This is a genomic window from Sphingomonas sp. EU05-FHT14C10 (assembly GCF_058790595.1).
Genome location: NZ_JBYTEN010000020.1, coordinates 61,081 through 74,902, shown reverse-complemented (window position 1 = coordinate 74,902; position 13,822 = coordinate 61,081). Strand labels below are relative to the sequence as shown.

The window sequence follows — 13,822 nt, the reverse complement described above, 5'->3', positions numbered from 1 at the left end:
CCCCCACCCGGCCTCCCACAGAGTGTATCCTGGATGGGAGGCCGGGTGGGGGAGCGGGCCGGCACCGCCTCCAAATCAGCGCGGATCACGCCGCGTTGCCGACCAGTTCGCGCCAGAGAAGGATCAGCGCGGCCATCACGGCGGGGCCGACAAACAGGCCGAGCAGCCCGAACGCCTCGACCCCGCCGAGGATGCCGATCAGCACCCAGACGAAGGGCAGGCGCGTCGCCCCCCCGATCAGGAAGGGGCGGACGAAATGGTCGGCGATGGCGATCACCGCCGCGCCCAATATGACGATGCCGATCGCACCCGCCACCGATCCCTGCATCAGCAGCAGCACGGCGGCGATCCCGGACAGCAATGCCGCGCCGAACGGGATCATCGCGGCGATGGCGGTCAGCGCGCCGAGCAGGATCGGGTGGGGAACCCCCGTCACCACATAGCCGATCGCCATCGCGATGCCTTCGCCGATGCCGACGAGGACGAGCCCGTCGATCGTGCCGCGGATCGACTTGACGATCTGGATGCCGATGCGCTCGCCCGCCGGGCCGAAGATGCGGTCGCCCGCGCGGCGCGCCTGCGCGATGATCTTGTCCTTGTCGCGAAGGAGGAAGAAGAGAGCGATCAGCGTGAAGGCGAAGATCGTCGCGTGGTGCAGGATGCGGCTGCCGATCAGGCGCGAGCGATCGAGCACCGCCGCGTCGCTCAGATGGCCGAGCTGGCGTTGAGCGCCTTCGGGCGTGGCGAGATTTTCCGCCCACCAGTCGGCGACGGCGCGTTCGCCGAAGGGCAGGTTGGCGATCCACTGCGGTGCGGGGATGCCGTTGGTGCGCGCATCGGCGATCCAGCGCCCCACCTCGCGGGCTTCGTTGATCGCCTGCAACAGCCCGACCGCGATCGGCAGCAGCACCGCCAGCCCGATTACGAGGGTAGCGGCGGCCGGCAGCAGGTGGCGGCGGAGCCCCGGCCAGCGCTGCTCCGCGCGAGCATAGACGGGTCCGATCGCGATCGCGATCACCAGCGCCCAGAGCAAGGCCGGCAGGAAAGGGTGCGCGACCCAAAGCCCGAACAGCGCCAGCGCGGTCGCCAGCACGATCCGCGCGATGCGCTGGCGGTTCTCGGTTGGCGCGCTCATCCGTTCAGCCGACTCGGTTCGCGACCAGATCCTGGACGACGCTCGGGTCGGCCAGTGTGGACGTGTCGCCCAACGCCTGTGGCGAGACGTCGCCCTCGGCGATCTTGCGGAGGATGCGGCGCATGATCTTGCCCGATCGCGTCTTCGGCAGCGCGGGGGCGAACTGCACGGCGTCGGGCGTCGCGATCGGCCCGATTTCCGTGCGTACCCATTTGACGACATCGGCGCGCAGCTCTTCCGACGCGGTCACGCCGCTGTTGAGCGTCACATAGGCGTAGATGCCCTGGCCCTTGATCTCGTGCGGCATGCCGACAACGGCGGCCTCCGCGATCTTGGGATGCAGCACCAGCGCGCTCTCGACCTCCGCAGTGCCCATGCGGTGGCCCGACACGTTGATCACGTCGTCGACCCGGCCGGTGATCCAGTAATAGCCGTCCTCGTCGCGCCGCGCGCCGTCACCGGTGAAATATTTGCCCGGGAAGGTCGAGAAATAGGTCTGGAAGAAGCGCCCGTGATCGCCCCAGACGGTTCGCATCTGCCCCGGCCATGACCGCGCGATCACCAGATTGCCTTCGGTCGCGCCGTGCAGCACCTGCCCCTCGGCATCGACGATCTGCGGGTCGACGCCGGGCAGCGGCAATGTCGCCGAACCGGGCTTGAGCGCGGTTGCGCCGGGGAGCGGGGCGATCAGCGCGCCGCCCGTCTCGGTCTGCCACCAGGTATCGACGATCGGGCAGCGTCCTTCGCCGACGACGTCGTGATACCAGCGCCATGCCTCGGGATTGATCGGCTCGCCCACCGTGCCGAGCAGGCGGAGCGAGGCCCGGCTGGTCGCCTTCACGAAGTCGTCGCCCTCCTTCATCAGCGCGCGCAGCGCGGTCGGCGCGGTATAGACGATCTCGACCTTGTGGCGGTCGACCACTTCCCAGATGCGCGACGGCGACGGCCAGTTGGGCACGCCTTCGAACATCAGGGTCGTCGCGCCGTTGGCGAGGGGCCCGTAGACGATGTAGCTGTGGCCGGTGACCCAGCCGATATCGGCGGCGCACCAGTAGATCTGGCCGGGTCGGTAGTCGAAGCACAGCTCGTGCGTCAGGCTGGTCCACAGCAGATAGCCGCCCGATGTATGGAGCACGCCCTTGGGCTTTCCCGTCGATCCGGATGTGTAGAGCAGGAAGAGGGGGTCTTCGGCACCCATCGGCTCGGGCGGGCAAACGGCGTCCACCGTCGCCGCCGCTTCGTGATACCAGATGTCGCGGCCTTCGGTCATGGTGACCTTGCCGCCCGTCGCCTTCACCACGATCACCTTTTCAAGGCAGTGGACATGATGGCGCGCGGCTTCGTCGACATTGGCCTTCAGCGGGACATGCTTGCCGCCGCGCCGGCCTTCGTCGGCGGTGATGACGATCGTTGAGTCGCAGTCGGTGATGCGGCCCGACAGCGCCTCGGGCGAGAAGCCGCCGAACACAACCGAATGGATCGCGCCGATCCGGGCGCAGGCGAGCATCGCGAACGCCGCCTCGGGGATCATCGGCATGTAGATGGTGATGCGATCGCCCTTCTTCGCGCCGGCGCCTTTCAGCACGTTGGCGAAGCGGCAGACCTCTGCGTGGAGCTCGCGATAGGTGATGCGGCGTGGGGCTTCGGAAGGGATGTCCGGTTCCCAGATGATCGCGACGGCATCGGGGCGGGTCTTCAGGTGCCGGTCGATGCAGTTGGCCGAGACGTTGAGCCGACCGTCGCTGAACCAGGCGATGTGGAAGTCCTCTTCGCGGAAGCTCCAGTCGCCCGCGATCTCGGGGCGCTTGATCCAGTCGATCCGCCGCGATTGTTCAAGCCAGAAGCCGCCGGGGTCGCCCAGCGCACGGCCGTAAAGCGAAGCATAGCCATCGGCGTTTACGCGCGCGGACGCGGCCCAGTCCGCTGATACGGGGTAGAACGAGTGGTCGGTCATGGACTCCCCTTCCATTTACCAAGTTCTTAGGGCGCGGGCGGCGGCAAAAGGCAAGCCCGATGAAGAGGCTGGGCGTAAGGCGGCGCTTGGCTTACATTGCTGTCAACAATGCGTGGGGAGAGGCGCAATGGCAGGAACGGTGCTGGTGACGGGCGGTAGCGGCTTCATCGCAGGCTATATGATCCGGCAATTGGTGGCGGAGGGCTGGACGGTGCGGGCGACGGTGCGGTCGCTGGCGCGCGAGGCCGCCGTCCGAAAGCTCATCGGCGTGGACGATAGCCGCCTGAGCTTCTTCGCTGCCGATCTGATGAGCGACGATGGCTGGGCGGCGGCGGCCGAGGGCTGCTCGCACATGGCGCACGTCGCGTCGCCTTTCCCGGCCGGCGCGCCCAAGCATGAGGACGAACTGGTCGTCCCCGCGCGCGAGGGCGCCCTGCGAGCGCTGAGGACCGCGAAGGCCGCCGGGATCGGGCGCGTGGTGATGACGTCGTCGGTCGCGGCGATCGCCTATGGCAGGCCGCGTGGCACCTACACCTTCACCGAGGCCGACTGGACCGATCTGACGAGTCCCGAAATCTATCCCTATGTGAAGTCGAAGACCGTTGCCGAGCGTGCGGCGCGCGACTGGGTGGCGGCCGAGGGTAGCGGGATCGAATATTGCACGATCAATCCGGCCGCCGTGCTCGGTCCCGTGCTGAGCAGCGATTTCGCGGCGTCGATCGAACTGGTGAAGCGTCTGATTGAAGGTGCGCTGCCCGGGTTGCCCGATCTGGGCTTCGGCATTGTCGACGTGCGCGACGTCGCCGACCTGCACGTCCGCGCGCTGGGTGCGCCCGGCATGGCGGGGGAGCGCTTCATCGCGTCGGGGCCGTTCCTGCGGCTGAGCGACGTCGCGCGCATCCTGCGCGACAATCTTGGCCGCGACGCGCGCAAGGTGCCGACGCGCCGACTGCCCGACTTCGTGGTGCGCATCGCGGGGCGCTTCGACCCGGCGATCCGGCAGATCACCACCGAACTGGGCAAGACGCGCAACATGGATGCCAGCCATGCCCGCGAAAAGCTGGGCTGGGTCGCCCGCCCGCCCGAGGAGACGATCGTCGCGACCGCGCAAAGCCTGATCGATCTCGGCATCGTCAGGGTCTGACCTGGCGTTTGGTCCGATTGTCCCCGACTGGAGCAGCGATCGGAAAAAGAAGGATTGTGCGGCACGCAAGCCGCTGTGATGATCGCCGCGGTTACAAACCGATTCTCGTTCGGGGGCGGACGATGGGTATGTTTGCACGTGCGCGTGGACTCGCGCGGGAGACGGCTGTCCGTTTCAATCTGATGTCCTATGCGACGCCGTTCGGCTTCGACAGGATGGATTGGGATTCGGCCTATTCGACCGGCGAGCACGATCATTACGGCTTCATCAATGAATGGCCGCGCTATGGCGCGCTGCAGGGCTATATCGCGGCGCGGGGCGGGGCTGCCGTCATCCTCGACGTCGGCTGCGGGGTCGGCAATTTTCGGCAGGCGGTGCCTGATGCGCTTGTTGCGCGCTTCGTCGGCATCGATCCCTCGGAAGTCGCGATCGCGCGGGCCAATGCCAAGGGCTGGGTGCGGTCCGAATTCCATGTCGGCGCGCTGCCGGGGCTGGAGCTTGGACGGTTCGACATCGTCGTATTCAACGAGATGCTCTACGTCGTCGACGATCTCGACCAGCTTTTCCGGCGGACGCTGGAATTGCTTGCGCCCGATGGCTGGGTGCTGTCGTCGGTGTCGCGCCACACCGGCGACTTCCTGATCCAGCAGCGGCTCGACGCGCATTTCGAGCAGGTCGACTCAGTCTGGATCACCAGCAACAGCGTGCGGTCGAAATGGCAGGTCGCGTGCCACGCCAATCCTGCTGCGAAGCATCCCGTGGCCGCGCGGATCGCGAACAACCGGCTACGCTAGGCGATAGGGGACGATGCGCCGTATCGCCGGATCGATCGCGATCGCGCGATCGGCCGGCGGGAAGGCGCGCTGATCGCAATCGGGGCGGGGGCACAGGCGGCACGACAGGCCGATGGGCGTTGCCGATCGCGGCGCGGCGAGATCGATGCCGTCAGCATAGACGAAATCGCGCGCGTGCTCGGCCTCGCAGCCCAGCGCCACGGCATAGCGGCGCGGCGCCCGGTTATAGCTGCCCGAGGCTTTGACCAGCCCTTTCGCCATCGAGATGTAGCGGACTCCGTCGGGCGTCTCGACGAGCTGGGTCATGATCCGGTCGGGAATGGCGACGGCTTCATGCACCACCCAGAGCGGGCAGGCGCCGCCGAAGCGCGCGAACTGCAGGCGCGTGGCCGAATGGCGCTTGGTGATGTTGCCCGCCATGTCGACGCGGCAGAAGAAGACCGGCATGCCGCGTGCGCCGGGCCGCTGGAGAGTCGAGAGGCGGTGGCAGGCCTGTTCGAAGCTGACCCCGAAGGCGCGGCTGAGCCGATCGATGTCATGCCGCTCGGCGCGGGCGGCGGCGCGGAAGCGTTCATAGGGCATGAGCAGCGCGCCGGCGGCATAGTTGGCGAGGCCGACCGACAGCAGGCGGCGTGCTTCGTCGGAGCGCAGCGCGGCGGCATCGGTGATCGCGGCGATCTCGCGCTGGAGTTCGAGCGCGGCGAGCTGGTGGGCGAGCATGAAGCGCCGGCTTTCGGCGGGAAGCGTGGTCGAGATGGTCAGGCGGCCGCGCGCGGTATCGAGCTGGCGGAGGATGTCGGGATCGTCGCTGGCCGCGACCGCAAGGCCATGGGCGGCGAGGCGGGCGAGGAGCGCGTCGTCGTCGGGGAGCTTCGCGGCCAGCGCTTCGGCGCCGCGGTCGATGGGGTCGACATAGTTGCCGGCCTCGTGGAACCAGTCGCGCACTTCTTCCCAGGGCAGGCGGCCGCCGCCGCTGGCGAGGCCTTCGTCGACCATCTGGAGCCGTTCCTCGGCGCGGCGATAGGCGTCGTGGAGGAGGAGGAAGCGATCGGCGAAATCGGGCTGCTGCTCGACGATTCTTGCTAGGTTGTCAGGCGAAACACGCGTTTCGGCGAAGATCGGGTCGGCGAGGGCGGCGTGGAGCGCGGTGAAGCGGCGCTCGGGCTGGCCGGCCTGGATGGCATCGAGATCGAGCGGGTGATGGCGGGCGAGCGCGGCGAGGACGGGGGGCGTCAGCGGGCGGGCGTCATTCTCTATCTGACTGAGATAGCTGACGGAAATCCCCAGACGCGCGGCCATCGCCGCCTGGCCGAGCCCGGTGCGGGCGCGGATGGCGCGAAGCCGTTCGCCGGCGAAGAGGCGCTTGGCGGTCATGCCCCATGGATAGTTTGCAAAGTGACTGTTCGCAACTTCGCAAGTTCGCATTTGCAAGTGCGGCCAAAGGCTGGAAGGAGGCGCGGGTCGCAAAGGGAGAAGCCATGCAGACGATCCTCGACCAGCTCGCCGAACGCCGCGCCAAAGCCATGCTCGGCGGCGGGCAGAAGCGCATCGACGCCCAGCACGCCAAGGGCAAGCTGACCGCGCGCGAACGGCTCGACGTGCTGCTCGACGAAGGATCGTTCGAGGAGCTCGACATGTATGTCGAGCATAATTGCGTGGACTTCGGCATGCCCGAACAGACCGTCCCCGGCGACGGGGTGGTCACCGGATCGGGCACGATCAACGGCCGGCTGGTCTTCGTGTTCAGCCAGGACTTCACGGTGTTCGGCGGATCGCTGTCCGAACGCCATGCCCAGAAGATCTGCAAGATCATGGACATGGCGCTGAAGGTCGGCGCGCCGGTGATCGGCCTCAACGATTCGGGCGGCGCGCGCATCCAGGAAGGCGTTGCGTCGCTGGGCGGCTATGCCGAGGTGTTCCAGCGCAACGTGCTGGCATCGGGCGTGATCCCGCAAATCTCCCTGATCATGGGCCCCTGCGCCGGCGGCGCGGTCTATAGCCCGGCGATGACGGACTTCATCTTCATGGTGAAGGATTCGTCCTACATGTTCGTCACCGGCCCAGATGTAGTGAAGACCGTTACCAACGAGATCGTCACGCAGGAGGAACTGGGCGGCGCTGTGACGCATACCACGAAGTCGGGGGTGGCCGACGTCGCTTTCGAGAATGACATCGAAGCGCTGCTCGCCACCCGCGACTTCGTGGACTTCCTGCCCGCATCGAACCGTGAAGGCATTCCCGAGCGGCCGACCGCCGACCCGTGGGACCGCGCGGAGGACAGCCTCGACACGCTGATCCCGGCAAGCGCGAACCAGCCCTACGACATGCACGAGCTGATCCGCAAAGTGGTCGACGAAGGCGACTTCTTCGAGGTCCAGCCGGCGCATGCGGCGAACATCATCTGCGGCTTCGGCCGCATCGAGGGGCGCACGGTGGGCATCGTCGCCAACCAGCCCATGGTGCTGGCCGGCTGCCTCGACATCCCGGCGTCGAAGAAGGCCGGGCGTTTCGTGCGCTTCTGCGATGCGTTCGATATCCCGATCATCACCTTCGTCGACGTGCCCGGCTTCCTGCCCGGCGTCGCGCAGGAGCATAACGGCATCATCAAACATGGCGCGAAGCTGCTTTTCGCCTATGCCGAGGCGACGGTGCCCAAGATCACGGTGATCACGCGCAAGGCCTATGGCGGCGCCTATGACGTCATGGCTTCAAAGCATCTGCGCGGCGACCTGAACTATGCCTGGCCGACCGCCGAGATCGCGGTGATGGGCGCGAAGGGCGCGGTGGAAATCATCTTCCGGGGCAAGACGCCGGAGGAAATCGCCGAGAAGACCGCCGAATATGAAGCGCGCTTCGCCAATCCCTTCGTCGCGGCGAGCAAGGGCTTCATCGACGAGGTGATCAACCCGCACGCGACGCGCCGCCGCATCGCGCTGGGCCTGCGGAAGCTCCGCCACAAGGCGCTGGAGAATCCGTGGAAGAAGCATGACAACATTCCGCTGTGAGGGAGATCGGGCATGGAGGAACTCTACGCCAAGATATTAACAGTGGAACGATTGCTGATTTTGCTGCTCTCGGATCCAAAATACGAACAGTTAATGGATGGATTTCGATCTGATATTTGGACCGAATTTGAAGAGCCGATGAATAAATTTTTCCCGAGTGATAAAGAATATCAAACGCTTCGAGTTGTTGTGGATAACTTAAAGTACGCGGCAGATAGAATTGAGATTAACCAGAGATACTGGAATTCTGAATGATCGTGCTTCCCGTCATTGCGAGCGCAGCGAAGCAATCCAGTCCGATGCCGGGCATTCTGGATTGCTTCGCTGCGCTCGCAATGACGGGGTGGGGTGCGTGATGGCGCGGGAGCGGTTGCCTGCCGTTTACATCGTGGCGAGCGGGCGTAACGGGACGCTGTATACTGGTGTGACTTCAGACTTGCCGCAGCGTGCGTGGCAGCATCGTGAAGGCGCAGTTGACGGGTTCACGCGACGCTACGGGTGCAAGGCGCTGGTCTGGTATGAAATGGCGCATGACATGGACGCCGCGATCGGCCGCGAAAAGCAGATCAAGGCCGGATCGCGCGCGAAGAAGCTGGCGTTGATCGAGGCGTTCAATCCGGGCTGGGACGATCTTTACGAGGGAATCGCGCATGGCTGATCGGACTGATCGTCATTGCGAGCGCAGCGAAGCAATCCAGTGCTGCGTCAGCCATCGTTCTGGATTGCTTCGTTGCCCTCGCAATGACGGGAGGACCATGTGAAGCTCGGCCGCCTCAATCACGTCGGCGTAACGTTGTGATGGCCATGGAAGCCTTGGCGTTGATCCTGGGAGTTGGCGCGCCTGCTGAAGCGAGCGGTGGCGCGGTCCTTGAGGATTGCATCGCGCGTATGGCGCAGGGTGGCGCGCGCGCTGAATATCAGTGCGTGGACCGGAACAATCGCCGCAAGGAGGAGCAGATGGACCGGCTCTATAGCGAGGCTTTGGCCCGCGTGCGGAAGCGCGAGGCGAACGCCGCTCCCGATATGCGCCGCGATCCAGCGCAGCTCCAAAAATCTCAGGCGGCCTGGAAGCGCTATGTCGATGAGAATTGCACTGTGGTGGCAGGCCTGATGGGCGGGGCCGGTGGTTGGGTCTCGCGCATGTGGAGCGACTGCTATTCGCAGGAACTCGACAATCGGATCATGTTTCTGGGGCAGGTTGCTGCCGGGGAGTTCGAAGGACAATGAAACTCGGTCGTCTGAACCATGTCGGCGTCGCGACGCCTTCGATCGCGGCGTCGATCGCCTTCTATCGCAAGGTGATGGGGGCGGAGGTGATCCGCGAGCCGTTCGACCTGCCCGCGCAGGGCGTGAGGGTGTGCTTCGTCGATACGCCGGCAGGGTGGGCTGGGGGGACGATCGGGCCGCAGATCGAGCTGATCGAGCCGCTGGGCGAAAGCTCGCCCATCCGCGCTTTCCTCGAGAAGAACCCGGCCGGCGGGCAGCATCATATCTGCTATGAAGTGCCCGATATCCATGCGGCCAAGGCGTGGTTCGAGGGCAAGGGCGCGAAGATTCTCGGCGAGCCGCGCATCGGCGCGCACGGGACGCCGATCTTCTTCGTCCATCCCAAGGATATGGGCGGCGTGCTGACCGAGATCATGGAGACGCCCAGGGACGGGCATTGAGATCATGCGGTCCGTTCGCGGCGCGCGGTCGCGACACGCCGGTGCGATACAAGAACGTCCTTCGGCTTGGCCCGGGACAAAAGGTGGAGAGGCGCATTGAGCAACTATGAAATGATCAGGGCAGAGCGGCGGGGCGATGTGCTGGCCGTCACGCTCAACCGGCCCGAGCGGCTGAATGCGGTCCCGCCCCAGATGTTCGACGAGATCCGCGCGGCGGTGAGCGCGCTGGACGGCGCGCGCGCGGTGCTGTTCGCGGGCGAGGGGCGGGCCTTCTGCTCGGGCGCCGACGTCGCCTCGGGCGCGCTTTCGGCGACGACCGATCCGGGCGAGATGACGTTCAAGGCGCTGACCACGCATTACAACCCGGCGATGCTGGCGATCGCCGAGCTCGACGTGCCGGTGGTGAGCGCGGTGCGCGGCCCGGCGGCGGGGATCGGGTGCAGCCTCGCGCTGGCCGCCGATTTCTGCGTCGTCGCGCCTTCGGCCTATTTCCTCCAGGCCTTCGTCAATATCGGGCTGGTGCCCGATGGCGGGGCAAGCTGGTCGCTGCCCCGGCTGGTCGGCAAGGCGCGCGCGACCGAGATGATGATGCTCGGCGAGCGCATTTCGGGCGAGAAGGCGGTCGAATGGGGGCTGGCGCACAGGCTGGTCGCCGAGGATATGCTCGATGGCGAGGCGTTGGCGCTCGCCACGCGGCTGGCGGCGGGGCCGACGCGCGCGCTGGGCGCGATGCGGCGTAACCTGATGGCGGCGCTCGAAAGCGATTATGGCGCCGCGATGTGGCGCGAGGCCGAGGCGCAGCGCGAGATGCGCGGCACGCACGACGCGCAGGAGGGCGGCATGGCCTTCCTCCAGAAGCGCAAGGCGGAGTTCAAAGGACGTTGAGATGACCGAGAAGCCCACCCGCGAGGACTGGCAGGCGCTGGCCGACAAGGAAGTCAAAGGCCGCGACCTGACATGGCATACGCCCGAAGGCATCGCCGTGAAGCCGCTCTACACGGCCGACGACGTCGCGGATGCCGATCCCGGCCTGCCGGGCTTTGCGCCGTTCACGCGCGGGGTGCGCGCGTCCATGTATGCCGGGCGGCCGTGGACGATCCGCCAATATGCGGGCTTCTCGACCGCCGAGGAATCGAACGCCTTCTATCATCGCAACCTAAAGGCGGGGCAGAAGGGGCTGTCGGTCGCCTTCGATCTCGCCACGCATCGCGGCTATGACAGCGATCATGCGCGCGTGACGGGCGACGTGGGCAAGGCCGGGGTCGCGATCGACACGATCGACGACATGAAGACCCTGTTCGACGGGATTCCGCTCGGCGAGATGTCGGTATCGATGACGATGAACGGCGCGGTGATCCCGATCCTCGCCTTCTTCATCGTCGCGGGCGAGGAGCAGGGCGTGCCGCGCGCCCAGCTCGACGGGACCATCCAGAACGACATCCTCAAGGAGTTCATGGTCCGCAACACCTATATCTACCCGCCCGAGCCGAGCATGCGGATCATCTCCGACATCTTCGGCTACACATCGCGCGAGATGCCCAAGTTCAACAGCATCTCCATATCCGGCTATCACATGCAGGAAGCCGGGGCGACGCAGGTGCAGGAGCTGGCCTTCACCATCGCCGACGGCATGGAATATGTGAAATATGGCGTCGCCTCAGGGCTTGATATCGACAGGTTCGCGGGGCGGCTGAGCTTCTTCTTCGCCATCGGCATGAACTTCTTCATGGAAGTGGCGAAGCTGCGCGCGGCGCGCGTGCTGTGGCACCGGGTGATGACGAAGCTGGGCGCCGGAGACGAGCGGTCGAAGATGCTGCGCACCCATTGCCAGACGTCGGGCGTCTCGCTGACCGAGCAGGACCCGTACAACAACGTCATCCGCACCACGATCGAGGCGATGGCGGCGATGCTGGGCGGCACGCAGAGCCTGCACACCAATGCGCTCGACGAAGCGATCGCGCTGCCCACCGATTTCTCGGCCCGCATCGCGCGCAACACGCAGATCGTGATCCAGGAAGAGACGGGGATGACCAAGGTCGTCGATCCGCTCGGCGGCTCCTATTATGTCGAGGCGCTGACCAGCGAGCTGGTCGACAAGGCGTGGGAGATCATCGAGCGCGTCGAGGCCGAAGGCGGCATGGCCAAGGCCGTGGCGGCGGGCTGGCCCAAGGCGATGATCGAGGAAGCCGCCGCCGCGCGGCAGGCGCGCGTCGACCGCGGCGAGGACGTGATCGTCGGCGTCAACAAATATCGGCTGAAGGGCGAGGATCCGCTGGAGATCCTCGACGTCGACAACGTCAAGGTGCGCGAGGCGCAGATCGCGCGGATCAACAGGGTGAAGGCGTCGCGCGACGAGGCGGCGTGCCAGGCCGCGCTCGATGCGCTGCGCGAGGGTGCGAAGGGCACGGCCAACCTGCTTGAGCTTGCCGTCGAATGCGCGCGGGCGCGGGCGACGCTGGGCGAGATATCTTCGGCGATGGAGGATGTGTTCGGCCGCTACGACACGGTGCCGAAACCGGTGACGGGCATTTATGGCGGCGCCTATGCCGGCGACGAGCGCTGGACGCGCGTGCTGGACGGCATCGAGGCGTTCGAGCGGCGCAAGGGGCGCAAGCCGCGCATCCTCGTCGCCAAGATGGGGCAGGACGGGCATGATCGCGGCGCCAATGTGATCGCGTCGGCCTATTCGGACATGGGCTTCGACGTGACGAGCGGGCCGCTGTTCCAGACGCCGAAGGAAACGCTGATCCTCGCGCTCGAGCAGGATGTCGACGTCGTCGGCGCATCGAGCCTTGCCGCCGGGCACAAGACGCTGATCCCCGAGCTGATCCGCCTGCTGCGCGAGGCCGGGCGCGGCGACATCCGCGTGGTGGCCGGCGGCGTCATCCCCGCGCAGGACTATGAATTTCTCCGTGCCGCGGGTGTCGCCGGCATCTATGGGCCGGGGAGCAACGTGGTGGAGAGCGCGGCCGACGTCCTCCGCCTGCTGGGCCACAACATGCCGCCCGAGGGGCTGGAGGAAGCTGCGGAATGAACAAGAGTCAAAGCCCGTTCGCGTCGAGCGCAGTCGAGACGCGTCCCTCGACTTCGCTCGGGACGAACGGAGAGTTGAGGACGGACTGGACGCGCGAGGAGATCGCCGCGCTGTTCGACCTGCCCTTCGGCGAGCTGATGTGGCGCGCGCAGGGCGTGCACCGCCAGTGGCATGCGCCGGACGAAGTGCAGCTCTGCACGCTGCTGAGCATCAAGACCGGCGGCTGCCCGGAGGATTGCGGCTATTGCTCGCAATCCGCATCGGCGGAAAGCGGCGTGAAGGCGACCAAGCTGATGGACCCGCGCGCGGTGCTGCAGATGGCGGCGCAGGCTAAGGATGCGGGATCGCAGCGCTTCTGCATGGGCGCGGCCTGGCGCAACCCCAAGGACAAGGACATGCCCGCCATCGTCGAGATGGTGAAGGGCGTGAGGGCGATGGGCATGGAAACCTGCATGACGCTGGGCATGCTGACGCCGAAGCAGGCCGGGATGCTCGCGGATGCGGGGCTCGACTATTACAACCACAATATCGACACGAGCCCCGAGCGCTACAACGAGATCATATCGACCCGGACCTTCGGCGAGCGGCTCGACACGCTGGAGCATGTGCGCAGCGCCGGGATCAACGTGTGCTGCGGCGGGATCGTCGGCATGGGCGAGACGCGCGGCGACCGGGTGGGCTTCATCCACGCGCTGGCGACGCTGCCGCGCCATCCCGAGAGCGTGCCGGTCAACGCACTGGTGCCGGTGAAGGGCACGGTGCTGGGCGACATGCTGGCCGATACGCCGCTCGCCAAGATCGACGAGATCGAGTTCGTGCGCACCGTGGCCGTCGCGCGCATCACCATGCCGCAGAGCATGGTGCGGCTGTCGGCGGGGCGCGAGAGCATGTCGGAAACGACGCAGGCCCTGTGCTTCATGGCCGGGGCCAATTCGATCTTCACCGGCGACAAGCTGCTGACCGCCGCCAATGCCGGCGACGACAGGGATGCGGCGCTGTTCGCCAAGCTGGGACTGAGCCCGCTGGTGGGCGAGGAACCGGCGCGGGTGGCGGCGGAGTGATTGGCCTCATCAGCAGGCTGTAATGTTC

General features: G+C 66.4%; 13 protein-coding genes. 10 read left to right on the top strand and 3 right to left on the bottom strand.

Annotated features, from left to right (window positions below; translation table 11 throughout):
• Positions 1–85: 85 nt before the first annotated feature.
• Both AC3WT0_RS16390 and acs read right to left on the bottom strand, forming a co-directional pair.
• The gene (locus tag AC3WT0_RS16390) at positions 86–1,135 is read right to left on the bottom strand and encodes an AI-2E family transporter (RefSeq protein ID WP_492754518.1); all 1,050 of its coding nucleotides are present in this window, start codon (positions 1,133–1,135) and stop codon (positions 86–88) included.
• Between the two features lie 4 nt (positions 1,136–1,139).
• Positions 1,140–3,089 (bottom strand): acetate--CoA ligase, encoded by a 1,950-nt coding sequence (gene acs, locus AC3WT0_RS16385; RefSeq protein WP_492754517.1) that lies wholly within the window; start codon positions 3,087–3,089, stop codon positions 1,140–1,142.
• A 127-nt stretch (positions 3,090–3,216) separates the two neighbouring features.
• Here acs and AC3WT0_RS16380 point away from each other — a divergent pair, with 127 nt between their 5' ends.
• Together AC3WT0_RS16380 and AC3WT0_RS16375 are read left to right on the top strand one after the other, a co-directional pair.
• Positions 3,217–4,233, top strand: a complete 1,017-nt coding sequence (locus AC3WT0_RS16380) for an SDR family oxidoreductase (protein ID WP_492754516.1) — start codon at positions 3,217–3,219, stop codon at positions 4,231–4,233.
• 122 nt (positions 4,234–4,355) lie between these two features.
• A complete protein-coding gene (locus AC3WT0_RS16375) occupies positions 4,356–5,027 on the top strand; it encodes a class I SAM-dependent DNA methyltransferase (protein WP_492754515.1) in 672 nt (223 codons plus the stop codon).
• Here the strand turns inward: AC3WT0_RS16375 and AC3WT0_RS16370 are convergent.
• A complete protein-coding gene (locus tag AC3WT0_RS16370) occupies positions 5,019–6,401 on the bottom strand; it encodes a helix-turn-helix domain-containing protein (RefSeq protein ID WP_492754514.1) in 1,383 nt (460 codons plus the stop codon). The two genes, AC3WT0_RS16375 and AC3WT0_RS16370, sit on opposite strands and share 9 nt — an antisense overlap.
• Before the next feature lie 104 nt (positions 6,402–6,505).
• Between AC3WT0_RS16370 and AC3WT0_RS16365 the strand changes: the two genes are divergently transcribed.
• The 8 genes from AC3WT0_RS16365 to bioB all read left to right on the top strand — a co-directional run bounded on the left by AC3WT0_RS16365 (position 6,506) and on the right by bioB (position 13,794).
• On the top strand, positions 6,506–8,032 hold the full coding sequence (locus AC3WT0_RS16365; RefSeq protein WP_492754513.1) for an acyl-CoA carboxylase subunit beta: 1,527 nt from the start codon (positions 6,506–6,508) through the stop codon (positions 8,030–8,032).
• A gap of 12 nt (positions 8,033–8,044) precedes the next feature.
• Positions 8,045–8,287: a hypothetical protein gene (locus AC3WT0_RS16360; protein WP_492754512.1), complete on the top strand. Its 243-nt coding sequence runs from the start codon at positions 8,045–8,047 to the stop codon at positions 8,285–8,287.
• A 100-nt stretch (positions 8,288–8,387) separates the two neighbouring features.
• Entirely contained in the window at positions 8,388–8,690 is a 303-nt protein-coding gene (locus AC3WT0_RS16355; RefSeq protein ID WP_492754511.1) for a GIY-YIG nuclease family protein, read from the top strand.
• Between the two features lie 140 nt (positions 8,691–8,830).
• Positions 8,831–9,259, top strand: a complete 429-nt coding sequence (locus AC3WT0_RS16350; RefSeq protein ID WP_492754510.1) for a lysozyme inhibitor LprI family protein — start codon at positions 8,831–8,833, stop codon at positions 9,257–9,259.
• Entirely contained in the window at positions 9,256–9,699 is a 444-nt protein-coding gene (mce, locus tag AC3WT0_RS16345) for a methylmalonyl-CoA epimerase (protein WP_492754509.1), read from the top strand. The genes AC3WT0_RS16350 and mce overlap by 4 nt, the downstream gene beginning before the upstream one ends.
• 111 nt (positions 9,700–9,810) lie before the next feature.
• Positions 9,811–10,584 (top strand): enoyl-CoA hydratase-related protein, encoded by a 774-nt coding sequence (locus AC3WT0_RS16340; protein WP_492754521.1) that lies wholly within the window; start codon positions 9,811–9,813, stop codon positions 10,582–10,584.
• A 1-nt stretch (position 10,585) separates the two neighbouring features.
• Positions 10,586–12,733 carry a methylmalonyl-CoA mutase gene (gene scpA, locus AC3WT0_RS16335; RefSeq protein WP_492754508.1) on the top strand — a complete coding sequence of 716 codons (2,148 nt, stop codon included), beginning with the start codon at positions 10,586–10,588 and terminating at the stop codon, positions 12,731–12,733.
• Positions 12,730–13,794 (top strand): biotin synthase BioB, encoded by a 1,065-nt coding sequence (gene bioB / locus AC3WT0_RS16330; RefSeq protein WP_492754507.1) that lies wholly within the window; start codon positions 12,730–12,732, stop codon positions 13,792–13,794. The genes scpA and bioB overlap by 4 nt, the downstream gene beginning before the upstream one ends.
• Positions 13,795–13,822 lie beyond the last annotated feature (28 nt).

Bases quoted from the DNA above. Each gene is read 5' to 3' on its own strand.
- AC3WT0_RS16360 (WP_492754512.1), top strand. From the start codon at position 8,045: ATGGAGGAACTCTACGCCAAGATATTAACAGTGGAACGATTGCTGATT.
- acs (WP_492754517.1), bottom strand. From the start codon at position 3,089: ATGACCGACCACTCGTTCTACCCCGTATCAGCGGACTGGGCCGCGTCC.
- bioB (WP_492754507.1), top strand. From the start codon at position 12,730: ATGAACAAGAGTCAAAGCCCGTTCGCGTCGAGCGCAGTCGAGACGCGT.
- scpA (WP_492754508.1), top strand. From the start codon at position 10,586: ATGACCGAGAAGCCCACCCGCGAGGACTGGCAGGCGCTGGCCGACAAG.
- AC3WT0_RS16380 (WP_492754516.1), top strand. From the start codon at position 3,217: ATGGCAGGAACGGTGCTGGTGACGGGCGGTAGCGGCTTCATCGCAGGC.
- AC3WT0_RS16350 (WP_492754510.1), top strand. From the start codon at position 8,831: ATGGCCATGGAAGCCTTGGCGTTGATCCTGGGAGTTGGCGCGCCTGCT.
- AC3WT0_RS16340 (WP_492754521.1), top strand. From the start codon at position 9,811: ATGATCAGGGCAGAGCGGCGGGGCGATGTGCTGGCCGTCACGCTCAAC.
- AC3WT0_RS16355 (WP_492754511.1), top strand. From the start codon at position 8,388: ATGGCGCGGGAGCGGTTGCCTGCCGTTTACATCGTGGCGAGCGGGCGT.
- AC3WT0_RS16370 (WP_492754514.1), bottom strand. From the start codon at position 6,401: ATGACCGCCAAGCGCCTCTTCGCCGGCGAACGGCTTCGCGCCATCCGC.
- AC3WT0_RS16375 (WP_492754515.1), top strand. From the start codon at position 4,356: ATGGGTATGTTTGCACGTGCGCGTGGACTCGCGCGGGAGACGGCTGTC.
- mce (WP_492754509.1), top strand. From the start codon at position 9,256: ATGAAACTCGGTCGTCTGAACCATGTCGGCGTCGCGACGCCTTCGATC.
- AC3WT0_RS16365 (WP_492754513.1), top strand. From the start codon at position 6,506: ATGCAGACGATCCTCGACCAGCTCGCCGAACGCCGCGCCAAAGCCATG.
- AC3WT0_RS16390 (WP_492754518.1), bottom strand. From the start codon at position 1,135: ATGAGCGCGCCAACCGAGAACCGCCAGCGCATCGCGCGGATCGTGCTG.